Source organism: Microvirga sesbaniae, from assembly GCF_025460805.1.
GTDB classification, from domain to species: Bacteria; Pseudomonadota; Alphaproteobacteria; order Rhizobiales; family Beijerinckiaceae; genus Microvirga; species Microvirga sesbaniae.
Map to the genome: position 1 here is coordinate 16,359 of NZ_JAMXFJ010000036.1, position 24,838 is coordinate 41,196.

A 24,838-nucleotide genomic window follows, 5' to 3' on the forward strand; every position below is an offset into this window, starting at 1 on the left:
TCTCGCCATCCTGCTAACACCAAAACTGGGGCCCCCATTGTGGCCGGCGAAACGACACAGGGCGTGTGGCCAGACCGGGGCTTTGGCTTGGTCCGAAACTGTCATCCTCGTCTGATCGAGCATGCAAAAACTCGCACCGATCGGATTGCAAGAAATCGCTCATATTTTGGATTGTGGTCAAACAAACCACGAACGGGTGCGATGGTGCGTTTGCAGCACTTCGAAGGCCATGACAAACTCGACTCTTCCTGGAAGGCGCCTCACTGTTGTCTTACTTTAGCTATCGCGAGCACTCACAACCAAGGCGGCTGCTGCCATTCGCTGAAAGAGGCGTGTCAGCGCGTTGGTCGTGGAGAACAGTTTTCGTCCGATCTCGTCGGCGGGAGTCCTATTGGACACTTTATAGCAGAAAGTCGCTCTAAACCGCGTTATGTGGCGGGTGAGCACCCGGTTCGGCTGGCCATGTTCGTCCTAGTCCGTAACGGTGCGCAAGTTTTTCACATGATCTCACGACACAGCATCACCCATTCGGAATACTCAGAGTGTTCTGTGTGCAAGCGCGGTCAGACTCTATCCAGAGTTTCTCCGCCAAAAATAAGCTGCACCAAGAGCAATAATCTACAATTTGAGGAGATCCTTTGCAAGATGGTCGCTCGGAACCTGCTAATCGTAAGCTAGATTCCACGCACAAGTCTTTGGTCCTTTGCGCCGTCAAAGGAGAGTTCATCGGGCGGGATACCTTTCGTTGTAGCTATAATTAGCTCTGCACATGCATCCTATTCGTTGCTTTCGGTCTGAGGGTATGAGCAGCAGGTCACTCATCTCGGTTGCTTTGGCACTCACCAGCAGCAGGGTCCTTGGCATCGCGGCGACTTTCATCGGCTGCATGGCAAGTGGAGCTTCGGCGGAGGAAGCCATGAGACTCGAGAGCGCCTATTCATTTGCCGAAACGCTTGCTCGCCTGAAATCGACTCTTGAGAGCAAGGATTTCAAGATATTTGCAACGATTGACCATCGTGCGGCTGCCCAGTCGGTCGGCCTCGACATGCCGCCAACCATAGTTCTCATCTACGGAAATCCCAGGGGCGGAACCCCGCTGATGACCGAGGCACCAGACTTTGCGCTCGAGCTTCCACTTCGGGTCCTGGTTCGCGTGGCGGACGATGGAAAGACGTACGTGACCTTCAACCCGTCGACGTCTCTGGAAGGGAAGCATGGGCTGCCCGCCGGCATGGCTGCGAAACTCGCCCCTGCTGAAGAACTGATTGTCAATACCATCGCACGCACATCCAAGGAGAATTAGTCGGGATGCGACATCCAGGCCGTGGACTATGTCCTATCCCGTAAATCGAGGAGTAAGTGAAATGTCTCAATCACTTAAGGGTAAACTCGCCCTCATAACCGGCGGCGGTACTGGCATTGGTCTTGGCATCGCCAAGCGGTTCGCTTCCGAGGGCGCTTCCGTCATCATCACGGGACGTCGCCAAGCAGAATTAGACGCTGCAGTCAGCGCGATCGGCCCGAGCGCATCTGCCATCCGGGCCGATGTCTCGCAGTTATCAGATCTGGACGCGCTGTTCGATCAGGTAAAAGTTCAGTATGGTCGGCTCGACGTTCTCGTGGCGAATGCCGGTGGCGGCGAATTTGCGCCTCTCGGCGAAATCACCGAAGAGCATTTCGACAAGACCTTCAATACCAATGTCAAAGGCACTCTGTTTACAGTACAGAAAGCCCTGCCTTTAATGCGGGACGGTGGGTCGATTATACTGACTGGGTCGACCACCAGTCGGGTCGCCAATCCGGCTTTTAGCATCTATAGCGCCTCCAAGGCAGCGGTGCGCAACTTCGCGCGCACCTGGATTCTAGATCTGAAGGGCACTGGCATACGGGTTAACGTCCTGAGCCCGGGCCCCACCAGAACCCCAGGCCTGCTCGGATTGGTGCCTCCTGATCAAGAGCAGGATCTTCTGTCCAGCTTCGCCGCCAAACTGCCGATCGGCCGGGTCGGCGATCCCGATGAAATCGGTAAGGCAGCAGTGTTCTTGGCGTCAGATGCCTCAAGCTTCGTAACTGGGATCGAGCTCTTCGTCGATGGCGGCGAGGCTCAAATCTGACAGCTCCTAACAGCGCCCTGTCGAACAGGGGGCCGTTGCGCCGAGCCGCACATCGCAGCGAGTGGGATCATGATCGACCATCGTCCTTACGAAGATCTCGGCGTCATGCACCGCGACTGGTTGACGGCCAAGCTTCACTTCGCCTTCGCCAATATGGGGCGGCCTGAACATCGCCCTCTGGGTGCTTTGCGGGTCTGGAACGACGACGAGTTCGCCCCACGCTCCGGCTTCCCGAGCCACTCCCACGAGAACGTCGAAATTGTCACCAATGTTCTTGAGGGCGCAATTACGCATCAAGATAACCTTGGCAACAAGGCGCGCCTCGAAGCCGGTAGTGTGCAGGTAATGAGCGCTGGGGCAGAAATCCACCATTCCGAGTTTAACGCTGAACCCGTCCCGGCCCGATTGTTCCAAATCTGGATTGAGCCTCGTCACCGCGGTGGTGCCTCCCGCTGGAGCAGCCGTGCCTTTCCCCGCGCTGACCGGAACGGACGTCTTATGGCGTTAGCAAGCGGTGATCCCTCCGAGCTTAGTGCCCTCTTCATTAACGCTGACGCTCGAGTGCTCATAGCGTCGATGCAGCCAGGAGAAACAATTGTCCACTACCTTGGCAAAGGCCGAAGCGCCTATCTCGTGACGACTGTGGGTTCGATCGAACTCGATGGTTTTCCCATTGCACCTCGCGATGGTGCGGCGGTGACAGGTGAGCCCCGGTTTTCGGTCACTTCCCTCAGCGAGACCGAGATCGTCGTTGTCGAAGTTGGCTAGCCACGCGAGCTCATCTTGATTGACGTACCGCTAGTCGCATCCTGGGTCTAACACAGTTTGGCAGGCGGGAGAGCGCCAATGACATTGTCGATGTACCAAGCTTCAGTGCCCGTGTTCCTGCAGGGATTGGCAAATCTATCTGCAATCCTGAATAAGGCCGCCAACATCACTGTTATCGTCATTCAGGCGGGCGTCATGGTGACCGACATGGTTGCGAATTCAGAAGGAAAGCTACCGCCGGGCCATTTGGACCTTTTCGCAACTCGCCGCCTAGCCACAGTCGAGGAGGTAGCTGCCGGCGTGGTCTATTTATCTGGTCCCAACGCAGGTTTCATCACAGGGTTTGTCCTTGACATCAGCGGCGGCTATCTCGCGTGGACCGCGCTCGCCTCGAGGAAGGACTGACACTGGTCCACTGCAAAGCTGGCTCAGGTCTGCGATGACGTTTTGCTTGCAAACGACCAAAACGAAGAAGGATAGCCTGTCCTTCGACGTGATGACACTCGAGGGCAGCACACAAGGACCTTGGCTCCTACGGGCGGGCAACTGCGCCAGTGGCGTGGAGATGATTTGAGCTAGCTTCCCGCAGTTGGACATGCCACGGCTGAAAGCTGCCTTGATGGACCTGTCAGGATACCGTTTTTGGACGTTAGGTGCAGCGGCAGTAGCAAGCTTTGACAGTGCGGAGCAATTCTCTCCAAGACGGATGCTCTGAAGAGGTTAATTGTTCATATTTGAATGCAGTCATTGCCCGCGCCGCGCGTGGTTGCAGAAGCTATCATCGGGCAGCATAGGCGTCGGCTTGGTGAGAGACCTATGTTGAGCAAAGACAAAACGCCGCAACAATCGGCGGACGATCACCGGGTTTCCCGGAGGCGGTTCCTCAAGGTGTCCGCAGGGGCAGCTGGTGCGGCTGTCACGGGCAAGGCAGCAGCGGATACGTTGGCCGATGTTCCACCACGGGAGCCTGGGGATGTCCTATCGGGCCATAGCGAGCGCTCACAATATGTGCACATCGAGCGCATCCCAGAGGCCGGCCCTGGCAAACGCAATGTCGATCCGATCGACGCCATCAACTCCAAGACGCCGCTGGATAAGCTTGTCGGGACAATCACGCCATCGGACCTCCACTACGAGCGTAGTCACTCCGGGGTGCCCGACCTCGATCCTACAAAGCACCGGCTTCTGGTGCATGGTATGGTCAGAAGAGAGATCGTCCTGACGATGGACGACATCAGGGCCATGCCGTCCATGTCTCGGATTGCCTTCCTCGAATGTACCGGGAATGGGTGGGAGAACTGGAAGAGCGCGCCTGACAATGTCACGGTGCAGAACACCCATGGCCTCATCAGCATGCATGAGTGGACGGGAGTCCCGCTCTCTTTTCTGATCGACCTGGCGGGAGTGGATCGTGCCTCCACATGGATGTTGGCAGAGGGTGCCGACGGGGCAGGGGTCGCGCGGAGCATTCCGCTGACTGATGAAGTGATCAGCGAGGCCATCCTCGCTTACGGGCAGAATGGTGAGCCGCTACGGCCCGCTCATGGCTTCCCACTCCGGCTGTTCCTGCCGGGACTTGAAGGCAACCTCAACATCAAATGGCTGCGACGCCTCAAGTTCGGCGACCGTCCGTTCCTGACGCGCTGGGAGACGGCGCGCTATACGCAGCTGCAGGCCGACGGTAAAGCCATACAGTTTCAGTTGCGGCAGGACGTGAACTCAGTGATCACCTCGCCGTCCGGCATGATGGAGATAAAGCCCGGCTATAACCGCGTCACCGGCTTGGCATGGAGCGGATACGGCAAGATTACCAGGGTCGAGATCAGCACAGACGGCGCGTGGACCTGGAAGGACGCAAGCCTGAACAATCCGATCCTTCCGAAAGCGCAGACGCGCTTTCAGATGGATTGGGAATGGAATGGAGAGCCGACGAAGATCGTGAGTCGCTCGACCGATGAGAAGGGCAATGTCCAGCCCGATCGCAAATCGTTCATCGCCAAAGTCGGAACCAATGCGCTGTTCCATTATAGCGCACAGCAGACCTGGGCGATAGACGCCGCCGGGAGAGTTCGTAATGTTCTCGATTAGAGCCCTCATCGCAAGCGGAATGATCTGTCTCTGTCTGTTTTCGACAGCCCATAGCCGCGACTTCGGCCGACCTGCCACGCCTGAGGAGATCAGGCTTTGGGATATCGATGTCCGGCGAGACGGCTCCGGTCTGCCGGCAGGCAGTGGTACGGTTGCTGCGGGAGCAACGGTCTACGAGAACAATTGCGTGGCTTGCCATGGGCCGAATGGCCAAGGGGGGATCAAGGATCGGCTTGTCGGCGGACAGGGCACTCTCAGTTCGAGTAGCCCCGTCAAGACGGTGGGGAGCTACTGGCCCTATACGACGACCTTGTTCGATTACATCCGGAGAGCCATGCCTTACCCGACACCGGGGTCGCTCAGCGATGATGAGACCTATGCGCTTGTCGCCTATATCCTCAACCTCAACGGCATCGTGCCTGCGGACGCGAAGCTCGACAGGAACAATCTACCGAAGATCCAAATGCCCAATCGTGACGGGTTCATCCCCGAACCAGAGTTCCAGGTCATCCGAAACTCGAGGTAGCAGGACACATTATGCCCCCGGTGATGTCCGCTGATGAGCCGGATTCCCTGATGAAAGGCAGCCGGATCCCTTGGTCGGATCCATGCTGAAGGCTTGTCCGATAACGGACCGGGAATGACCTCCATTGTCGCCAGTGATGACTGGCCTCCGAGGGCGCTGCCCCCGGTGTGGACGTGGACGTCTGTTTCAGGGCTTCCCGCAGCTCCGACCCAGGTGTGAGGTGTGTGGGCTGGATTACGCCTTCGCCGATCCGGCAGATGGGCCGGCTTTCCTCGCCATTAGCATCGGAGGCGTGCCAAGCACCGCCTTAGAGCATCGGACGGACCCAGAGGGCCGCGTCAGCGACCCGAAGGGCCACGGCAGTGAAAAGTGGATCCGGTTTTCGCTGGCGCGGCCCGCTGGGTCCGTTCTGACCGATGCTCTCATTCAAGAGGAAAGCATCGGATGGATCCCAAAAGGGCAAGTCCACTTTTCACGTCCGATGCTTTAGGCATCTGGATCGAGGCCGAGTTTGAGGCTCCCCTCTGGGTACACCTGTTCACGACGCTCCCATTCCTTCTCCTGAGCAGTCTCCTTCCGTTGCGCCCGCTCAAAGGATGGTTGATTGCGAACCAGTATGTATATCATGCGGAGGAGGGACGGCCGGCGGCAACGAAAAGCCCCGCTGCTGGCTCCGCGAAGCGGTCATGGCCATAATCTCGAGCCGGACCCGTCACAGCCTTTGGGCGCTGCCGTCGGCCTCCTCCTCGAAGGTTACCGCGACATCCGCGGTGGCGGACAACCTAACCTTGTCGCCCTCGACCTCTGCGACCAGAGACATCGGAACGTAGTGATGGTGGCCGGCATGGGCTCCCATGCCGCTGTCTGCCTTGATCAGCTTGATGCGATTGCCTTCGACGCCGTCAACGGTGCCGATATGGACACCATCGGCTCCGATCACTTCCATGTGCTCACGGATTGCGTTCGTGTCTGCCATGTGCCTTCTCCTTTTAGAGAGCCAAAGCCGGGGCCGGTGGCGGGCCTGAATGCTAGGCTCGTCTCGGCAATACCATCTGTAGATCCATTGGTCTTGGAATGGCCCCGCACCTCAGCCTACTCGCAATCTCGGCCACATGCCAGCTCTGGAAGCGGGCGCCGTCCAGCTCGTTCTGGCTCGGCTGGCGTGAGCCGTCACCGGCCACGATGGTGGCACCATAGCCCGGCACCGCGAATTGCGTCGCGAGATCCGGATTGTCCTTTGCGTCCGTGACCGTCATATACCCCAAGATCTTAGAGCAAAGGAGGATTGCGGATCATGACGATCTCCCTCATGCGGCAACGAACTGGTATGCCGTGCCCTTGCGTTCGGCATAGCCGACGCCGGGATAGACCCAGTGGTATCCCAGCATCTTGGTCTTCTCATTCGCGACACGATCAAGGAACGCCTGGCGGGTCTTGAGTGCGATCTCAGGCTCGGTATCGAAGCCGAAGTGCCAGTTCGGGTGCTCGAAGAACAAAATATTGCTCGTTGAGACATCGCCATTGATGATCAGGCCGTCACCACCAGCGAGCTCAAACGAGACATGGCCCGGCGTGTGGCCACGCGTCTCGAGCACCCGCATGCCGCTGACGATCTCATCCCCGGGCTTGAACCGGGTCAGACGGTCTTGGACGGCCGCCATGTCCCGCTGTGACCCACGAGCGAAATCATGCAGGGTGGCGGGCATGGTCGTTTCGTAATTCGGGTCAGTCCAGAACCGCCATTCTGCATCATTGACGTAGTAGTGAGCATTGGGGCACAGCAGCGTTCCATCAGGAAGGATTGTGCCGCCTGCATGATCGGGATGGATATGGGTGAACACGACTTTCGTGATTGAGGCCGGGTCGACACCCGCCGCTTTCAAGTTGGCGGCAAGCTTGCCGGCACTGGCCTGGAACTTATCCCCGGAGCCGTTGTCGACCAGGATCAGATCGTTGCCGGCACGGATCAAGGGGATGTTGACCTGATAAGGGGCGCTTTCGGCATCGCCGCCCAGACGTCTGAGAATGGCAGGTCTTTCGTCCGGCGGTGCGTCTGGGAGAATGATCTCAGCCGTAAGCGTGATGAACCCGTCACTGAAAACCGTGATGTCGAAATCGCCATGGCTGAAGCGGGAGAGGTCAGCCGCATAGGCCTCCCTTGGCACGGGTGCTTGCGCACTCCTGTCCGTGACTTGGCCCATGATGGATCTCCTCTTCCGGGTTGAATAGCTGTTCGCCAAGGCAATGGTTGTGAAACGACCGATATGGAATTGAGCCGTGGGGAGCAGCGGTTTGACGTGAGCTGATTGCTCGCCGCAAGCGCCTTGTCCAGACGTGGTCGCCGGCGGCTACCGGAATGGAAACTGTGAACGCATGACCCGAGAGAGTGATCATAGCCTCCCCCTGTCTCACATTCCAAGTTCGCTCAGCCCCGGGTGGCCGTCCGGCCGCCGGCCGAGGGGCCAGTGGAACTTTCGGTCGGCTTCCTTGATCGGCATGTCGTTGATGCAGGCAAAGCGCCGCTGCATCAGGCCGTGCTCGTCGAACTCCCAGTTCTCGTTGCCATAGGAGCGGTACCAGTGACCATCGTCATCATGCCACTCGTAGGCATACCGCACCGCAATCCGGTTCTCGTAGAAGGCCCACAGCTCCTTGATCAGCCGGTAATCAAGCTCGCGCTCCCACTTGCGGCGCAGGAATTCGATCACCTGGTGCCGGCCGCGCAGGAATTCGGCCCGGTTGCGCCAGGAGGTGTCTTCCGTGTAGGCGAGTGCGACCTTTTCAGGATTCCGGCTGTTCCAACCATCCTCGGCCAAGCGGGCTTTCTCGACCGCAGACTCGCGGGTGAAGGGCGGCAGGGGAGGGCGGTCGGCCATTAACGTTCTCCAGGAAAGATCCAGACCTACTGTCTGTCCCGGGATTGCGGGTCGGGCACCACGAAGCTGACAGCCTGGCTGGTGATGACCTTGTGGGTGGGATCGGCCAACGCAATCAGCACCTTGTGCGGCCCTGGCGGAAGGCCCACCAAGACCAGGGTTTCGCCGCTGGCATCGGCCCAATGCCACGGGGCATCATCCACAGTGACGTGGATATGCCCGATCCGCGGCGACACATCGAGGGCGCCCGGGCCGAACACCGGTACGATGCGCATATTCTCCGTCCGGTACTGGATGAACACCCAACCCATGGCGAGCTGTTCCGGGAGAGGGGAATCGACGACCAATCGGGGCGGCGCCTCGTTTTCGACAGCAACCAGGGGTGATGGTCCGCGGATGTCCTTGGCGCTCTGGCCGGAGGCTGCGCCGGCAACGATGGTACTGGCTGCCATGGCAAGTATCCCTTTGAGCATGCATTGCATGACTTGTCCTTAGGAGTTTGGGTCGGCTTTGACACATCACACGCCCTCATAGAGGAGCTTGGTGAAGAGGGCGGGGTTCGCGGCAAACTGACCCCACTTGGCGTCATAATCAGCCGTGGGGTTTGCCGCTACGATTTCGTCCAGCGACCGCCCCTGCTTCTTCATAGCCGCCACCTTGTCACGAAGGATCACGAGCATGTCGCGATACTCAGTGAGTTGTGCTTTGTTGCTGACGGGGGGACCATGCCCCGGGATCACGATCGTATTGTTGGTGATCGCCGCCAGATTAGCCTCGGTCGCCCGGATCGTCCCGTCGATGCTGCCGCCGGTCGAATAATCGATAAATGGGTAGAACCCATTCCAATAAGTGTCACCGGTATGCAGGATGTCAGGTTCATGAAAGTAGACAGAAATATCGCTGTCGGTGTGGGCCGGTTCGTAGTGCTTAAGCGCCAACGTCGTGCCGTTCATCTTAAGGGTCTTGTCCTGGGAGAACACCTCGGACGGAAGGGCGCCCGACGGCGACTGCGGGAAGTTGAAGTTCCAGTCCTCAACCCGCGTGGCCATCGCAAGATGCTTGCGGGTATTCTCGTGGGCAAGGATGGACGCACCTTCCTGGTGCAGCCACTCATTGCCGTCGGTATGGTCAAAATGCCAGTGAGTGTTGATCAGATGTCGGATTGGATCCTTGCCAAGACCAGACAAAGCCTCAAGAATACGCGGACGCGAGGCTGTGATCCCGGCGTCGACCAGAACCTTGCCATCCGGCCCGGTGAGCACGGCGACGTTGCCGCCCGAGCCTTCAAGCACGCTGATGCCGTTGCGTAGCTTATGAACCTGAATTGGCGCTTCCGCCGCTGCGGCCCTGATGTTGTCAACGATGCTCTTGGACTGGGCGAAGACCTCGCTCGGCGTCAACCAGCCGCCGGAAGCTGCGAAGGTCGTGGCACCCAGACAGCACAGGCAGAAGCCCCGTCGCGAGAGACGAAAGTCATGAGGGTTTGACATGAAAGCTTCCTGGGTTCTTCCGGCGGCAAATGGATTAGTGCGGAGCCAGTTACGTTCTAAGGAAGGCAAGCAAATCCTGGTTCAGCTGGTCTTTGTGGGTAGTGGGAAGACCATGCGGCGCACCCTCGTAGACCTTCAGCGTTGCCTTGGGGATGATCTTGGATGACCGCTCCGCCGAGTTGGCGAACGGAACGATTTGATCGTCGTTGCCATGCACGACGAGCGCCGGAACAGTGATCTTCTTGAGATCTTCCGTGAGATCGGTCTCCGACCAGGCCTTGATGCCGAAATACGATGCCGGGAAGCCTGCCATCATGGACTGATAGACGAATTGTTCCCGTACGCCCTCGGAGATCTTGGCCCCCGGTCGATTATAGCCGTAGAAGGCAAGGCTCAGGTCCTTCCAGAACTGGGTGCGATCAGCGAGAACGCCCGCTCGCACCTTGTCGAACTCCTCTCTCGGCTGGCCTGTCGGATTGGACTCTGTCTTGAGCATGAAGGGCGGTATGGCGCTGACCAGCACCGCCTTCTTCACTCGGCTCGTGCCGTGTTTGCCGATGTAGCGGGTGACTTCGCCGCCACCCGTGGAGTGACCAATATGAATGACGTCCCGCAGGTCGAGTTCCTGCACGAGCTGGGCGAGGTCATCGGCGTAGGTGTCCAAATCGTTGCCATCCCAAGTCTGGCTCGACCGGCCATGGCCGCGGCGATCATGGGCGATCACGCGATAACCATTGTTAGCTAGGAAGAACATCTGGTTTTCCCATGCGTCCGCGGTGAGCGGCCAGCCATGGCTAAGGACGACCGGCTGCCCTTTGCCCCAGTCCTTGTAGTAGATCTGCGCGCCGTCCTTGGTGGTGATCGTTGCCATGGTCTGTCCTTTCTGGAGGGTGGAGGAGGAAGTCTGCGCCGCCAGATCGTGGCTCGCTGCCAGCAGCACCGGGACGCCGAAGACTGTAGAGGCCGCAGCGCCAGACGCCCCCATCAGGATAGTCCGGCGTGATGTGATTGAGTTGGAGCCGCTGTTCGTCTGGGTCATTATCGCGTCCTCTCAGAGGCAGGTTGGAAGGGGTGGTGATTGCTTGCTCCGCGGGCCGTCGAACCGGTGTGGAGAGACCCCGGGATCACCTCGAAGGCCGATCTTTGGTTTGGTGGCGGCTCCGGCGGCGTGCAGCGGGCCCGCTGCCATGCGCGTGGACTGGCGCCTACGAGTCTGCTGAATGTATGGGTAAAGTGGGCTTGATCCGTGAACCCGACGGCGAGTGCGATCTCGGCCAGCGGCGTTTCTTCTTCCAGTAGATACTGCTTGGCCTTCTCAACGCGGGCCGCCAGGAGCCACTGATGCGGCGAGAGCCCCAGAGATGCCTTGAAGGCGCGGCAATAGTGCGACTTCGACAACCCGGCAATCGCCGCCTGGGTGTTAAGTTCCAGGCGTTCCGACAGGTTCTCGAAGAGGTATTGGGTCACCTGGGTAAGCCGCCATGGCGCTAGTCCACCCCGGGCTTCCACCTGTTCGCCTTCGGCATCCGCGGAGTCGGCGAGCGCAGACAGCACGGCCATCGTCATGCTGTCGCCATAGGCTCGACTCATGGCTGTGCCGGCGGTGCACTCCTCGGCAATGATCTGGCCAAGCCGCCGCAGGCGTATGTTCGACACCATGAGGCGTGGCGCGAGGGCGCAAGCGGCATCGATCTGTGGGCCAAACGTTTCGCAGAGCGTTTGCTGATCGACCTGGAGGATCAGCTGGCGCATGAACGTCACGTCATCCCCCTTGCCGTAAGCTCGCGATCCTGGGGGGATGACGCTGATCGTGCCTCGGGCCATCTGGGCCGCTTCTCTCGGAGATCGCTCCCCGCCGATCTGGAAGATTCCGCCAACCTCCTCCAGGGCGATGCAGATCCGGGTGAAGCCAGCGTTCAACTCTGTAAGAATTTGACCCGCGGATCGGAGATCGACCACAACGGCCGTCATGGAGCTCCACGCCAGGTGATTCCAGCCTACGATCTGGGCGCCCCGATAGAACGGCAGGACGGGCGTCTTCCAGCCCGGATCCAGGCGATGTGTCGGCTTCTCGGCGAGCAGCCAGGAATCTGGTGTCCCGCGACAATCGACAGCCAGTGCGTGTACGAAAGTTCCCATGGTGAGCCACTCGATGAGGTTCTCTTCCACCAGGCGTCCTCAACAGGGGTACACCCGCCTGCCTGTCTCGCGGTGTTAGATGTTGTGGGCTGCTGTGGGATCTTGTGAGATTGGGACGCGAAGGGTCTGCTGGCGCATGCATTCACTTGAGGGGGCAGCAGAGAAACAGTCGCTTAACCGGCTTGTTCCGCTCAGCGGATCATGAGGTTTTATGAGCGGTCTGCGCACTCAGTTTGTTTCGGATCCAGTCAACTCGCTGATCAGGCGTTCCGCCCGCTGATAGTCGGGAGTGGCGATTCCTTCCGTGAACTGCGCGAGGATCGGTTTTATCACCTGGACTGCTTCACTCACGCGTCCCTGCCCTGCCCAGAGGCGAGCCAAGCTGATTGCTGTCCGAAGCTCCCAACTCAGTGCGGAATGGCGTGATGCCAGTTCGAGCGAATGACGATAGCAACCTTCGGCCTGGGGGTAATCAGGCTGTGCGCCGGACGCAAGAATGTCTCCCTTGATCCGTAGAAGCTCCGGCAGGTTGAACAGATCGCCGTGCTGCTGAACCACAGAGAATGCTGTCTCAATGGCCTCCAGCGCCTGGTCTCGTGCGCCAAGCGTCAGGAGGCCTTCGGCCATGGCGCTGTACAGGGCCGTGGTGATCAGGTGGTACCGGTGACGATACATATCCTGCAGGGCACTTCGGATCAGAGGAATACCCTCTTCGGCGTTTCCACGCATGATCATCAAGTAGCCCTGTACGCCGATCCCCGCGGACGGATAGGGGATGATGGAGCGGCTTCTCGCGTGCTCCACAAGCCTCGTGATGTAACCCTCAGCAGCCTGCCAGTTCCCGATCCACAGAAAGACGGTTACTGCCATAATAAGAGCGATGCATAGGCTCAAGGGGTGGTCCAGGCTTTCCGCTTCCTCAACCATCTGCCTTGCCGCATGGGCTGCCTGATCAGGAAATCCGAGAACCCAGAGGGTTCGCGCCATGCAGATGCCGGCCCGATTGCGGTAATCCACCCCGAAATACAACCCGTTGATGTTTCGAGAAGGAGGAAGCAACACCAGGGCCGCATTGAGGTGCTTGTGAGCCGTCTTCAGGTCCTCCATAAAGTGATGCGAGATGCCGAGCAGCGAATGGGCGGCTGCAATCGCAACCGGATCCGCCATCTGCTCGGCGATGACCTCGCTGCGCTGGGCAAAGCCGAGAGCGGTCCGGAAGTCGCCGGTGCGGTAGTGGAAGAGGTGGAGCCGACCTACCAGCCGGAATTGACGGGGCAGGTCCCCAAGCTCCTCGGCCAGGGCGAGGCCTCGCTCCAGGGCAATCCGGGCCTCATCGCTGTTGCTTTCGGTGAACATCACCGTCAGCCCCAGCGCGGCCTGGAGATCGATCTCCACGATGCCGCCTTGTGCGCCGGCATCGAGGTATGGGATAGCCTGACGGCACCAGTGGCGGCATTCGGTCAGCAGCGACAGTTCAAGGTAGAAGGGCGCTGCCGCAGCGGCGAGGGCGGTTCCAAGCTGGCGGTCCCCTGCGGAGGAGAACGCCCAGTCCAATGCCGCCCGCACGTTGCCCAGATGACCGCCGTGGGCCGCGAAGGCATGGGAGGACCGCTCGAGATCAAAACTCAGCTGTTGCAGAAACCCGGCAAAGAATTCGGCATGACGCCGCGTCACAGCCTGAGCCGCCCCGCTGTCGGCCAGCTTCCGGGCAGCGTACGCGCGTGTGGTGTCCAGCAGCCGATATTGCGAGATCTGCCGCCCGGCCTTGACGGCGACAAGCGACTTGGCGACGAGCCGCGCCAGAATGACCTCGGGCAGGTTGCCGTCTTCGGTCATGACGATGGACCGAACCGCGTCCAGGGTAAAGGTGCCGACGAACACGGAAAGTTGACGGAAGACGGAACGTTCGACGGGAGACAAGAGCTCATAGCTCCAGTCGAGGGTTGCCGCCAGGGTCTGGTGTCGTGGAAGGGCTGTACGCCGGCCTTGACTGAGGATCTCGAACCGGTCCTTGAGCAGCGCTGCAATGCCGTTGAGCCCATAGACCTTGACGACACCCGCGGCGAGTTCGATGGCAAGCGGGATGCCGTCGAGCTTGCGGCAGATCTCAGCCACAACGGGCGCGTCCTCCTCACCGAAGCCGGAAAGCCATCCGCTCGAAACGGCCCGCTCGGTAAAGAGCTGGGCTGCAGCAAATTTGAGCACCTCGCCAAGGGAAAGATCAGCCTCTTGTGGTGGGCTGTCGAGCGGCGACAGGGCAATCACGTTCTCGCCCTCCACACGCAACGCCTCCCGGCTGGTTGCAAGCAGGTGCACCCCGGGCGCCTCCTGGAAGAGGCATTCGGTCAAAGCCGCTGCGGTCTCGATGACGGGCTCGCAGCAGTCGAGAAGCAGGAGCATCTGCTTGTCTTGCAGAAACGTGATGACTTCTGCGGTGGGATTTTCAGACTGGACTGCAAGCCCGAGCGCCGCCGACAGCGCGGTCGGCACCAGACCTGGGTTGGTCAACGATCCAAGGTCAAGAAAGCAGGCGGCCCCTCCAAGCTCGCCAGCGACCTTGTGGAGGACCGCGACGGCCACGCTTGTCTTGCCGATGCCGCCCGAACCGGTCACGGTAACGAAGCGGCTGTCCAGCAGCAGCCGGGAAATGCGTCTAACGGCATTGTCCCTCCCCACCATCCGGGCAAGCTGGGCGGGGATGCCGTTGGGTATCTTAGGGTTGCATCGTCCCGTCACCTGAGCTGACGGGAGGGGCGGGGTGGCGCGGGACACCGGCGCGACGAAGCAATAGCCCCGGCCAGCAAGAGTCTGCAGGTAACGAGCGTCCGGTCCGCCATCCCCGAGTGCCTTACGCAGGGCGGAGACCTGAAACCGGAGGCTGCTTTCGTCGACGGAAACGTCCTCCCACACGGTTGCGAGAAGCTCGCCCTTGGTGACCACCTGGCCGGCGCGGTCGACCAGCACGCACAAGATGTCGAAGGCGCGTGATCCCAGATCGATGGGTATCCCGTCCTTGTGGAGGAGCCTTGCCGTGCGATCGAGGGTGAATGGGCCAAAGGAAACTAGCTCTGCGGGCCCGTGATTGTGCGGTTCAGGCATGGGCAGCGACTGTTTCCTTTGCTGCAGGAGAGGCGGGCGACCGAATGAACGCGAGCTGCCCGTCCGAGCCGCGTCTTGCGGGGATTCGATCCGTTTCAACTGCCGAAGAGATGCACGAACCTCATGCACCGGCTGACTCCCTGAATGTCATGAACCGGGGTCAAACCTGATTTTCACGCACCAAAGCCGATAAGCGACCGTGGCGTGCGAGGATCTCGGCAGCTGGGCCGTCTCTTCTGCTTGAGATTGGGAGGTTAAGCGTGTCGGAATCCTACCGTGAGGCCCTGGATTGTCAAAACTTGCTGCTGATTGCGGAATCCTGCGGAATGAACCGGTCACCTGTTCCGTAGCGCAACCCCGTTGAAGAACAAAATTACGACGCAGTTTAGTCATGCCCCTCGTCTAGTCTCTGTCGGTCGACGGGGAGCGTTTGGGGAAGGGGTCGACCAGCCTGAGAACAGACTCCGGCGAGAGAAGCCTGACGTTACTGCCTCGGAGTGGCTCGAAAGCTCCGGAACGGCGACGCCACTTCGTTTAGGACAGAGTTGCACGACCATGTCTCGCGGTCGGCGCAGGAGGCCTGAGACGAGCTCCAAGTTCAATCATCTTCAGGGGATGGCCGGGAGACCCGAATGAGAGCTTTATTGCGGCGCTTGCAGCTCCCCGACACCTTGCTCGAGCAGACCGGTGAGGTCTGGTTCGAGAACTCCTCCGATAGCCTCTTCATCATCGCGGTCGAGCCGGACCGGTTCGTCATTGAGTTCCTCAACCCGGCACATGAGAGACGCACCGGCCTCAGGAACGCTGACGTGTCCGGCCGGACACCGCATGAATGCCTGCCGCCCGCTGTGGCCGATTCCGTGACGGAGCATTACCGCTCCTGCGTGGAAGCGGGACACCCCATCAGGTATGAGGAGGACCTGGACCTGCCTGCCGGCGTCATCCACTATCAGACGCTTCTCACTCCGGTCCGGGACGACACCGGGCGGATCTACCGGATCCTCGGAAGCGCCCGCGACGTCACCCTCGAATATGAGGCCCTGAGACGGGAGGAAGACACCCGCAGCCTTATGCAGCAGATGATCGAGGCTTCGCCTGACATCCTTTACGTCTATGATCTGATCGAGCACCGCAACGTCTTTATCACCGGGCGGGTGCGGGACATCCTCGGCTGGTCCCGTGACGAGATCGCGGCCATGGACGGCGAGGTTCTGGGCCGGCTCATCCATCCGGAGGATCTCGCCGCCGTGGTGGACCACCTCGCTCGGCTGAAGTTCCTAGCCGACGAGGCCATCGCTGAGGTAGAGTACCGGATGCGGCGCCCCGACGGCCGCTATGTCTGGCTGCACAGCCGGGAGAAGGTGTTCCGGCGCGGCACCGACGGGCTGGTAACCCGGGTGTTCGGGTCCGCGATCGGCATCCAGCCCTACAAGGACGCCGAAGCCAAGTTGAGCTCCGCGACCGGCCTGTTGCAGGCGACCCTGGACTCCCTCACGGCCCAGATTGCGATCCTGGATGCCTCCGGGCGGATCCTCGCCGTCAATCAGGCCTGGCGCCAGTTCGCAGAACGTTCCTCCTTGATTTGGCCAGGCAATCCTGTCGGAGCCGACTACGTCGAGTTCTTCCACGCCGGTGCCGACGGCGAAGCCAACGCGGCTGCCGTGGCCGAAGGAATCCAGGCCCTGCTGGCGGGCAGCCGGTCGGACTTCCAAGTGCCGTACCTTTGGGGCGGCCGGAGGTTCCTGCTGCGAGCGAACCGCTTTGAGCACGAGGGGGCCGTACATGCGGTGGTGGCGCATGAGGACGTCACGGAACTCGCCAGCGTGCGCCGGGAGCTTGACGCTACGGCAGAACGACTCCTTAGATCCCAGGAAGAGGAGCGGCGCCGGATCGGGGCGGAGCTGCATGACTCCACAACCCAACATCTGGCGGCGGCGGGGCTCGCCCTCGCTCAGGTTCAGCAGTTGATGCCCGATGATCCGGCCCTTGCGGCGGCAGTCGAGCGCGGCATGGCCTCGTTGACCGAGGCTCAGCGCGAGATCCGGGCCTTTTCGTACCTGCTCTTTCCGCCCAGCCTGGACCGGGACGGGCTGGCCTCGACCTTGCGCCACTTTATTCAGGGCTTCGCGCGACGTGCAGGCCTGAATCTTGTCTGCAAGGTCGACGATGCGGCGGACGGTGCCGCACCGCCCGCGCAGAGGGCCATTCTCAGGGTCGTTCAGGAGGCCCTCACCAATGTCCATCGCCATGCCCGGGCGACCCGGGTCGCCATGACAATCCAAGTGGATGGACCGAACCTGATGCTCAGGATTACCGACAACGGCATTGGTCTCCTGGCGACGACAGATGATGCCGTCCCAGAACTCGGGGTTGGCATTCGCAGCATGCGGAGCCGAGTCCGGCAATTGGGGGGAGACGTGTCGCTGACGGGCAGTCGACAGGGCACCACCGTGCTGGCCTCGATCCCACTGCACCCAGCGACTGGGGAGGATGGGGCGATACACTCTCCTGAGGACAATCTCAGGATTTTCGCCGAAGACGCCCTGACACCGTCACGCTAGTATGCGCACCATGCCTGGTTTCCGCGAGGTCCACTATGACTCGCATCCTCATTGCCGATGACCATGATGTGCTCAGAACCGGACTGCGGGCCCTGATCGAGACAAGGTCTGGCTGGGAGGTGATCGCGGAAGCGCGGGATGGCCTGGAGGCGCTCAGGGCCGCCGAGACGACGAAGCCCGATATCGTGGTGCTCGACTATGCCATGCCGGTCATGACCGGGGTCGAGGTGGCCCAACGGCTCCGGGCCCAGCCGCCGCGGCCCGAGATCCTGATCTTCACCATGCACGATGACGATGCCATCCTGCGGGAGGCTGTGCTGGCGGGCGTGCGGGGCTATCTGCTCAAGTCGGACGCCCAGGGCCACCTTCTCGAGGCGATCGCGACACTGGCCCGGCACGAAGCCTACATCTCGGGCCAAGTCTCCGGCACCCTGCTCGAGGCGGTTCTCAAGCCCGGCAAGCTGCGGGACGGCGTCCCGCTGACGCCGCGGGAACGCACCGTGGTCCAGCTCATCGGGGAGGGGCGGACGAGTCGGGAGATCGGCCCGATCCTGAAGGTCGGGATCAAGACGGTGGAGAGCCACCGCGCGGCGGCCATGCGCAAGATCGGCGCCACGAGCACGGCCGACATCGTCCGCTATGCCATTCGCCACCACATGGTTGAGATCTGAGCTGGCGCTTCAGGGTTTCCCTGAGATCGGATCAGGGTGAGCCCGATGGTCCTCTGGCTGTCTTAGGTTCACCATAGAGCATCGGACGGACCCAGCGGGCCGCGTCAGCGACCCGAAGGGCCACGCCAGTGAAAAGTGGATCCGGTTTTCGCTGGCGCGGCCCGCTCGGTCCGTTCTGACCGATGCTCTCATTCAAGAAGAAAGCATCGGATGGATCCCAAAAGGGCAAGTCCACTTTTGGGCCCGATGCTTTAGCGTATCAAAGCTCACGTCATGGCAGACCAAGTTCTCTCGTGGAGGCGACCATGAACCCAGATGATGCGGTGAACCTGCAGGTTCGCAACCGCTTACCCGCCGAGACTTTGAGGTCGAGCCATGGCTGGGGCATTCTCGAGGCCGAGCATGTGGCCATGCGACGCCCGAGGCGGATCGAGTTCAACCTCCATAGCAGCCGGCATTATCTCGCCTTGCTGAATTTCTACCGCGGGGACGGCGAAACGTTTGCAGACGAACTCCCATGCTCCACCTTACGAGACGTCCGAGGCAAGCTTGTCTTCATCCCGGCCGGGTGCCGTCTGCAGGGCTGGTCCCAACCGGAAACAACGCCAATCGCCTTCACGGCCGCCTATCTGGACCCAAATCTCTGCTCACACCTCAGCACGGACCGGCCCCAGCTCTCCCCGATGCTGCATGTCGAGCATCCCCTGCTGACCCAACTGTTGCTCCAGCTCAATCGCGTCCTGGCACAGCCGGACATGTACTCGCGCGTGTATGTCGAGTCGCTCGCGGTTCTCCTGCTCTCGGAGATCATGAACTGTCAGGCGATTGACCGATCGCTGGGTCGCCCTGTCGAGCGCCCAAAGTTCAAGGGTGGGCTGGCAAGTTGGCAGCACCGGGCCGTGCGCGACTACATTGAGGAGAACTTGCCTCAGGACCTCTCCTTGGCCGAGCTGGCGGCGATCGCCCGGCTCAGCCCATACCACTTCTGTCGGGCGTTCAAGGAAGCAGTCGGCGAGCCGCCGCACCGCTATCAGATGGGTCGTCGTGTCGAGCGGGCCAAGGCACTGCTGACCGATCCGACCTTGTCTATCACGCACATTGCCATGGCGGTGGGCTACAGCAGTCCGAGCCGGTTCACGACCCTGTTCCGGCAGGTCACCGGCCACTCACCCCGCGATTACCGGAAGAAGATGATCTAGCCCGCTATTCAGGGGTTAGCGAGAGAGCGGTCTGCCTGGTTGGAGCTCACAAAATCCCACAGTCCCTCTCGGGATTTCACAGTACCTCACAGACCGCCCGCGATACCACTCGTTGCAAGGGTAAGATCGAAGGATGTTTGGCATGGCACGACCTGTCATGGAAGCTCGCCGGAAGCGGGTATGTCCCGTTCTTGCTCCGGATGAGAACGCGCGGCTGCAGGTATTCATCGGTTAGCAATCAGGAGATCAGGGGCATGGTTGCAGGTCGCTTTATCGTCCTTGGTTTGATAGGTTTCACGATGACGGCTGCACCCGGCACCTGGGCTTACGATCCGGGGGACTCAAGTGAGCCTTGTTGCGAGGGTGCGCGGCTGGAGCGTGACGGCCATACAGCTTTCCTTCAGGAGAATTCCGCCGCCATGAGCGCCATGATGCGAGCCATGTTGGTGAAGCCCTCTGGCAACGTCGACCGAGATTTTGCAGCGATGATGGTGCCGCATCATCAGGGTGCGATCAATATGGCAATGGCCTATCTCCGGTATGGTCAGAACGAGCAGCTGAGGCGGATCGCACAGGAAATCATCGTCACACAGCAGCAGGAAATCGCCGTCATGCGGTTGGCGATCGAAGACTCCCCTGCAACCGGGAGCTCTCCGGTCCAGCCATTTATACCGCGAGCCCATACCCGTCAGGGTCACCAAACCAGGGAGTGACATGGTCACCCTGCAGGACAGCCGATTGGAAGCAGGAGTTGCTCATCATGACATGCAATATTCTCAGGCTGGCGTTGCTTACCGTGGTACTTCTACCAGGCTTAGCGCGGGCCGGGCAGGTGCCAAGAGCCGCAGCTGATCCTGACATAGCAATCACCTCTCGTGACCGCGTTTATGCGGCCGAGCAGTTTTCGAACACGGTGTCGGTTGCTGATCCGGCCAGCAATCGACTGCTGGGTGTGATCCGCCTCGGCGAACCGCAGCCGGGCAACTTAAGTCCCCTTTATCGCGGTCAGGTTCTCGTGCACGGCCTGGGTTTTTCCCCTGATCATAGAACGTTGGCGGTCGTGTCGATCGGAACGAACTCCGTAAGCTTCATTGACACTGTAACCAATGCCGTGAAGCACGTCACCTATGTTGGCCGGGCGCCGCATGAGGCGTTCTTCACGCCCGACGGCAAGGAGGTCTGGGTGACGATACGGGGCGAGGGCTATGTTGCTGTCCTCGATGGTGCGACGTACGAGGAGAAGACACGGATCGAGTTGTCGAACGGGCCCGGCATGCAGATCTTCTCGCCGGATGGAACCTATGGTTATGTCTGCTCATCCTTTACTCCCGAAACTGTCGTGATCACCGTCGCTGACCACAAGGTCGTTGGGCGAGTGCCGCAGGCGAGTCCGTTCTGTCCCAACCTCGCAGCGACTCCAGACGGCGATCAGGTCTGGTTCACACTGAAGGATATTGGTCAAGTCCAGGCGTTCGACGCCCGCCCGCCCTTTGCGATACTGAAAACGATCGAAGCCGGCCCAATCACCAATCACGTCAATTTCGTGCGCAATGCCAAGGGGAGCTTCGCCTATGTGACGGTCGGCGGCTTGAACCAAGTCAAGGTCTTCCGGACCGACACCTTTGAGATGGTCGCGACGATCCCGGTCGGCAGGCTTCCCCATGGCGTCTGGCCGTCCGGTGACGGCACGCGGGTCTATGTCGGGTTGGAGAATGCAGACGCTCTGGCAGCAATCGACACACTGACGAATGAGGTTGTGGCAACGATCCCGATCGGGCAAGCGCCGCAGGCCCTCGTTTATGTGCCGGACGCCGTTCCGGAGGGTGATGGCACTCAGGGACTTGACCCGCTGAGCGTTGCTGGCCAAGCAGCCCACCTCACCCTTGCGCCTGTCGGTGCCACCGCTGCGGGCAGCCAAGCGATGACCAACGTGTCACTGTTTGATCAGGGCTTGACCCAGGTGCTTCAGGCTGCTGCGACCGGACTGAAACCAACGCGGGCCTATGTTCTTGCGCTGGTGAGCAAACCTGACGGGAGTGGCGCACGTGAGCCCCTTGCAAGCTTCGTGACCAACCCGGCCGGCTCGGCGGTCGTGAATGCCGTTGGCCCAATCCGGCAGATCGTTCAAGGCAACGTGCATGTCGATCGCCGCTATCTCGCAATTTTCGAGCGGGATGGTGAGGCCCTCGGCAGGGCGGTTCAGGTCCAGGCGGATTGAAGTTTAATTCAGCCCGGCATTGCGCCATAATGATCGCAGATCTATCCCAGCCGGAGCCTGCCTGCTGTCAACGAGAGCTCGCGACATTCTGGCGGTAATTTCGGCCCTCAATGACCGGCGTGTCAGCGGTACTGTCAAGTTGGCGAGAGGCGGTGATCTATGGCACGGTCCTGGGCATGAGCACGCCATCCAATCCGTTTTGTGGGTCCCGTTTTCCGGCCGAGATCATCATCCAGCCCGTCTGGTTGTATCTCTGCTTCAATCTGAGCTTGCGGGAAGTCGAACTGATCCTCGCGGCGCGAGGTATCATGGTCTGCTACGAGACGATCCGCAAATGAAGCCTGGGCTTTGAGCTAACTTATGCCAAGACGCTCAAGCAGCGGCGGCCGCAGCCCGGTACGCTACCTCTGGATGAAGTTTTCGTGCGCATTCGGGGCAAACTGCATTATCTCTGGCGAGCGGTCGATCGGAATGGAAACGTGCTCGACGTCTTAGTCCAGAGTCGCCGTAACACCAAGGCGGCTAGAGCATCGGATCGATCCCAAAAGGGCAAGTCCACTTTTGGGTCCGATGCTTTAAGCGCTTCTTTCGCAAGCTGCTGATGGCCTTGCGCTACGCGCCCAGGGTGATTGTGACGGATAAACTCGGGTCCTATGGCGTGTCTCAATGCGAGATCCTGCCGGGCGTCGAACACCGGCAGAGCCGATACTTGAACAACCGCTGTGAGGTCTCACACCAGCCCACCCGAAGGCGGGAGCGCCACATGAGGCGATTCAGGTCAGCCCGGCAGGCCCAGCAGTTTCTCTCAATGAATAGCTCGATCCACAACCACTTCCGGCTCCGCCGTCATCTCCTGTCTGCCAATAATTACCGGACTGCGCGTGATCACGCCTTCGCCCCTTGTCGCGATGCGACCGGTGCTGCCCTCGTATAACAGCTTGGACCGACCTGTCGGCTCTGACCGCACCAGCTATGCCTATTAAGCATCAACTTGACAGCAACCCCGCGCAATCTTCCGCAAGTTACTGCTGAACAGGGAACGTCTCTTAATGGGATGGTCCGGCCGTGCTCCTGCCCCGCTTGTTTGTAAGCTGTGGGGGTTCAAGCCACGCAAGGAGCACGTCCCATGTCACGGTCTTCTTTCTCTGCTGCCATTGCCACGCTGGGCATCGATCTGGGCAAGAACAGCTTCCATCTTGTCGGTCAGGATCAGCGCGGCGCTATCGTGCTGCGCCTCAAGCTCTCCCGGCCCCAGCTCACGCAGCGCCTGGCCAACATTCCGCCGTGCCTGATCGGCATGGAGGCCTGTGCGGGCGCTCACCACATCGGGCGCCAGCTCCAGGGCCTCGGCCATGACGTGCGCCTCATTCCGGCCCAGTACGTCAAACCTTTCCTCAAGGGGCACAAGAATGATTATCGCGACGCGGAAGCCATTGCCGAGGCGGTGCAGCGGCCCACCATGTCGTTCGTGGCGATCAAGACGCCCGACCAGATGGATCTCCTCGCCTTGCACCGGGTGCGTTCCCGCTTAGTCAGTCAGCGCACGGGCGTCACCAACCAGATCCGCGGCTTCCTGCTCGAGCGCGGCATCACCGTGCGCCAGGGGCTCACGCCCTTGCGGCAGGCTTTGTCAGGCATCTTGGCTTCGTCCTCAGACGCCCTTTCACCGCGCATCGTTCGCCTCATTGTCGATCTGGTGGAGGACTGGCACAGACTGGATGAGCGCATCGCGGCGGTCTCCACTGAGATCGAAGCGCTCGCTGCCCAGGACGAGCACTGCCAGCGCCTGATGAGCGTACCAGGCGTGGGACCGATCATCTCGTCGGCCATGGTGGCGGCGATCGGCACGGGTGCCGGGTTCAAACAGGGGCGGGATTTTGGCGCCTGGCTCGGGCTGGTGCCGAAACAGGAGTCGACCGGCGACCGTACGATCCTGGGCAAGATTTCCAAACGCGGCAACAAGTACCTGCGGACGCTGTTCGTCCAAGCGGCTCACATCGTTCTGGTGAGCCGACCGCATAGAGCCAGACTCGGCCTGTGGCCCTGGATCGAGACCGCCGGGCGGCGGCTGCATCGCAACATGCTGGTGATTGCGCTCGCCAACAAGCTCGCCCGCATCGCCTGGGCGGTGCTGGCCCGTGGACATGCTTATCAGCCGAGGAGTGCCTCTCATGCGATGTGAGATGAGGAAGCTGCCAGCTCCTTCTGCAACCGATCAGCCCTGAGGAGACGATGATGAGATCAGTGATCTAATCAGCGGCTGTCCCGCCGAGGTCTGCGAGATGAAGAAGGAGATGGACGAACGGTCTGCCCGACGCAACCACAAGACTGGGTGCCATGATGGCCCATAGAGGTCTTTCTCTTAGCGAGTCCTGGATGCGCGCGGATACCCATGATGGCCCGGGGCTGAGGCTCCACATCGAGGCCGAATACATTGATGCAGCTCTCACGTTCATCCGTCTGCCAACATCATCTTGCAACGCACGGCCGGACCATACAAATGGCACTTCTCGGACCTTCGCCGAGGTTCGGCATTCGGACGGTAAGCAGACCTTTAGGGAATCGCAGCAGATCATCGATTCAAGTGAGAGCCCATGTACCACAGGCGATCAGCGGCCACAGGATGGGAGCTGCCGGCATAGAAGCCGGCCACAGCGGAAAGGCAGCTTCTGGCGCGGTGCCGCCGTTAGCCGAAATTCCGCATCGGCGGCGTGAGCTGACCTTCATGGGCAACAGCTCAATGGCTCAGGTTCACGCTGAACGGACGTTTCAAATGGTACTGGCACCGCTTCCCTGCCCAACCGTGAAGGCGTATGCTGCTCACATCAGTCACTGTCCTGCGTTGGACTTGGGCCTGCGACGGCCCGCTTTTGATCAACAGCTTTGTCGACGTCGCTCCAGCACCCACGTGGTTTGCGTCAGCCCAGGGAGGAGCCCATGGATCTGCACAACACTCAGAACATCCACCGCTGCGTGGCCGAGGGCATCGGCACCTTCTGGCTCACCTTCGCCGGCTGCGGCAGCGCGGTGATCGCCGCCGCCTTTCCCGACGTCGGCATCGGGCTGCTCGGCGTCTCGCTCGCGTTCGG

At 60.5% G+C, this 24,838-nt stretch carries 22 protein-coding genes and 3 pseudogenes; 16 read left to right on the forward strand and 9 right to left on the reverse strand.

What is annotated here, in order from left to right:
* Positions 1 to 916: 916 nt before the first annotated feature.
* From OCW50_RS27280 to OCW50_RS27315, 8 genes and pseudogenes are all read left to right on the forward strand, one after another.
* Complete coding sequence (locus OCW50_RS27280) at positions 917 to 1,303, forward strand: DUF302 domain-containing protein (RefSeq protein ID WP_262270432.1); 387 nt, start codon at positions 917 to 919, stop codon at positions 1,301 to 1,303.
* A 61-nt stretch (positions 1,304 to 1,364) separates the two neighbouring features.
* Positions 1,365 to 2,114, forward strand: a complete 750-nt coding sequence (locus OCW50_RS27285) for an SDR family NAD(P)-dependent oxidoreductase (RefSeq protein WP_262299754.1) — start codon at positions 1,365 to 1,367, stop codon at positions 2,112 to 2,114.
* Between the two features lie 69 nt (positions 2,115 to 2,183).
* Positions 2,184 to 2,882, forward strand: a complete 699-nt coding sequence (locus tag OCW50_RS27290; protein ID WP_262299755.1) for a pirin family protein — start codon at positions 2,184 to 2,186, stop codon at positions 2,880 to 2,882.
* Between the two features lie 78 nt (positions 2,883 to 2,960).
* Positions 2,961 to 3,287 carry an SDR family oxidoreductase gene (locus tag OCW50_RS27295; RefSeq protein ID WP_262299756.1) on the forward strand — a complete coding sequence of 109 codons (327 nt, stop codon included), beginning with the start codon at positions 2,961 to 2,963 and terminating at the stop codon, positions 3,285 to 3,287.
* Positions 3,288 to 3,698: 411 nt separating this feature from the next.
* Entirely contained in the window at positions 3,699 to 4,970 is a 1,272-nt protein-coding gene (soxC, locus tag OCW50_RS27300) for a sulfite dehydrogenase (protein ID WP_262299757.1), read from the forward strand.
* 19 nt (positions 4,971 to 4,989) lie between these two features.
* A complete protein-coding gene (locus tag OCW50_RS27305; protein WP_262299773.1) occupies positions 4,990 to 5,496 on the forward strand; it encodes a c-type cytochrome in 507 nt (168 codons plus the stop codon).
* A gap of 136 nt (positions 5,497 to 5,632) precedes the next feature.
* A pseudogene (locus OCW50_RS33515) lies at positions 5,633 to 5,806 on the forward strand (DUF983 domain-containing protein); the annotation flags it as partial.
* A gap of 134 nt (positions 5,807 to 5,940) precedes the next feature.
* Positions 5,941 to 6,192, forward strand: a complete 252-nt coding sequence (locus OCW50_RS27315) for a DUF983 domain-containing protein (RefSeq protein ID WP_373371524.1) — start codon at positions 5,941 to 5,943, stop codon at positions 6,190 to 6,192.
* A 16-nt stretch (positions 6,193 to 6,208) separates the two neighbouring features.
* Here OCW50_RS27315 and OCW50_RS27320 read toward each other — a convergent pair whose 3' ends face one another.
* From OCW50_RS27320 to OCW50_RS27360, 9 genes are all read right to left on the reverse strand, one after another.
* A complete protein-coding gene (locus tag OCW50_RS27320) occupies positions 6,209 to 6,472 on the reverse strand; it encodes a DUF2171 domain-containing protein (RefSeq protein ID WP_262299758.1) in 264 nt (87 codons plus the stop codon).
* Between the two features lie 52 nt (positions 6,473 to 6,524).
* Positions 6,525 to 6,752: a hypothetical protein gene (locus OCW50_RS27325; RefSeq protein ID WP_262299775.1), complete on the reverse strand. Its 228-nt coding sequence runs from the start codon at positions 6,750 to 6,752 to the stop codon at positions 6,525 to 6,527.
* Between the two features lie 51 nt (positions 6,753 to 6,803).
* Entirely contained in the window at positions 6,804 to 7,697 is an 894-nt protein-coding gene (locus tag OCW50_RS27330) for an MBL fold metallo-hydrolase (protein WP_262299759.1), read from the reverse strand.
* A gap of 207 nt (positions 7,698 to 7,904) precedes the next feature.
* The gene (locus tag OCW50_RS27335) at positions 7,905 to 8,372 is read right to left on the reverse strand and encodes a nuclear transport factor 2 family protein (protein ID WP_262299760.1); all 468 of its coding nucleotides are present in this window, start codon (positions 8,370 to 8,372) and stop codon (positions 7,905 to 7,907) included.
* 26 nt (positions 8,373 to 8,398) lie between these two features.
* Positions 8,399 to 8,845, reverse strand: a complete 447-nt coding sequence (locus OCW50_RS27340; protein WP_373371525.1) for a DUF6130 family protein — start codon at positions 8,843 to 8,845, stop codon at positions 8,399 to 8,401.
* Positions 8,846 to 8,890: 45 nt separating this feature from the next.
* A complete protein-coding gene (locus tag OCW50_RS27345) occupies positions 8,891 to 9,862 on the reverse strand; it encodes an MBL fold metallo-hydrolase (protein WP_262299762.1) in 972 nt (323 codons plus the stop codon).
* 49 nt (positions 9,863 to 9,911) lie between these two features.
* Positions 9,912 to 10,901 carry an alpha/beta fold hydrolase gene (locus OCW50_RS27350; protein ID WP_262299763.1) on the reverse strand — a complete coding sequence of 330 codons (990 nt, stop codon included), beginning with the start codon at positions 10,899 to 10,901 and terminating at the stop codon, positions 9,912 to 9,914.
* Positions 10,901 to 12,031: a helix-turn-helix domain-containing protein gene (locus OCW50_RS27355; RefSeq protein WP_262299764.1), complete on the reverse strand. Its 1,131-nt coding sequence runs from the start codon at positions 12,029 to 12,031 to the stop codon at positions 10,901 to 10,903. Before OCW50_RS27355 ends, OCW50_RS27350 begins: the two co-directional genes overlap by 1 nt.
* A gap of 198 nt (positions 12,032 to 12,229) precedes the next feature.
* A complete protein-coding gene (locus OCW50_RS27360; RefSeq protein ID WP_262299765.1) occupies positions 12,230 to 15,100 on the reverse strand; it encodes an ATP-binding protein in 2,871 nt (956 codons plus the stop codon).
* Between the two features lie 632 nt (positions 15,101 to 15,732).
* Between OCW50_RS27360 and OCW50_RS27365 the strand changes: the two genes are divergently transcribed.
* The 8 genes and pseudogenes from OCW50_RS27365 to OCW50_RS27400 all read left to right on the forward strand — a co-directional run.
* Complete coding sequence (locus OCW50_RS27365) at positions 15,733 to 17,661, forward strand: PAS domain-containing protein (protein WP_262299766.1); 1,929 nt, start codon at positions 15,733 to 15,735, stop codon at positions 17,659 to 17,661.
* A gap of 35 nt (positions 17,662 to 17,696) precedes the next feature.
* The gene (locus OCW50_RS27370; RefSeq protein ID WP_262299767.1) at positions 17,697 to 18,332 is read left to right on the forward strand and encodes a response regulator; all 636 of its coding nucleotides are present in this window, start codon (positions 17,697 to 17,699) and stop codon (positions 18,330 to 18,332) included.
* Positions 18,333 to 18,637: 305 nt separating this feature from the next.
* Entirely contained in the window at positions 18,638 to 19,531 is an 894-nt protein-coding gene (locus OCW50_RS27375; RefSeq protein ID WP_262299768.1) for a helix-turn-helix domain-containing protein, read from the forward strand.
* 254 nt (positions 19,532 to 19,785) lie between these two features.
* The gene (locus OCW50_RS27380; RefSeq protein ID WP_262299769.1) at positions 19,786 to 20,244 is read left to right on the forward strand and encodes a DUF305 domain-containing protein; all 459 of its coding nucleotides are present in this window, start codon (positions 19,786 to 19,788) and stop codon (positions 20,242 to 20,244) included.
* Positions 20,245 to 20,291: 47 nt separating this feature from the next.
* Positions 20,292 to 21,749 (forward strand): YncE family protein, encoded by a 1,458-nt coding sequence (locus OCW50_RS27385; protein ID WP_262299770.1) that lies wholly within the window; start codon positions 20,292 to 20,294, stop codon positions 21,747 to 21,749.
* Between the two features lie 176 nt (positions 21,750 to 21,925).
* Positions 21,926 to 22,683, forward strand: a pseudogene (locus OCW50_RS27390) (IS6 family transposase).
* Between the two features lie 192 nt (positions 22,684 to 22,875).
* A complete protein-coding gene (locus OCW50_RS27395) occupies positions 22,876 to 23,931 on the forward strand; it encodes an IS110 family RNA-guided transposase (protein ID WP_262299771.1) in 1,056 nt (351 codons plus the stop codon).
* A gap of 755 nt (positions 23,932 to 24,686) precedes the next feature.
* Positions 24,687 to 24,838 (forward strand): annotated as a pseudogene (locus tag OCW50_RS27400) (aquaporin Z); the annotation flags it as partial.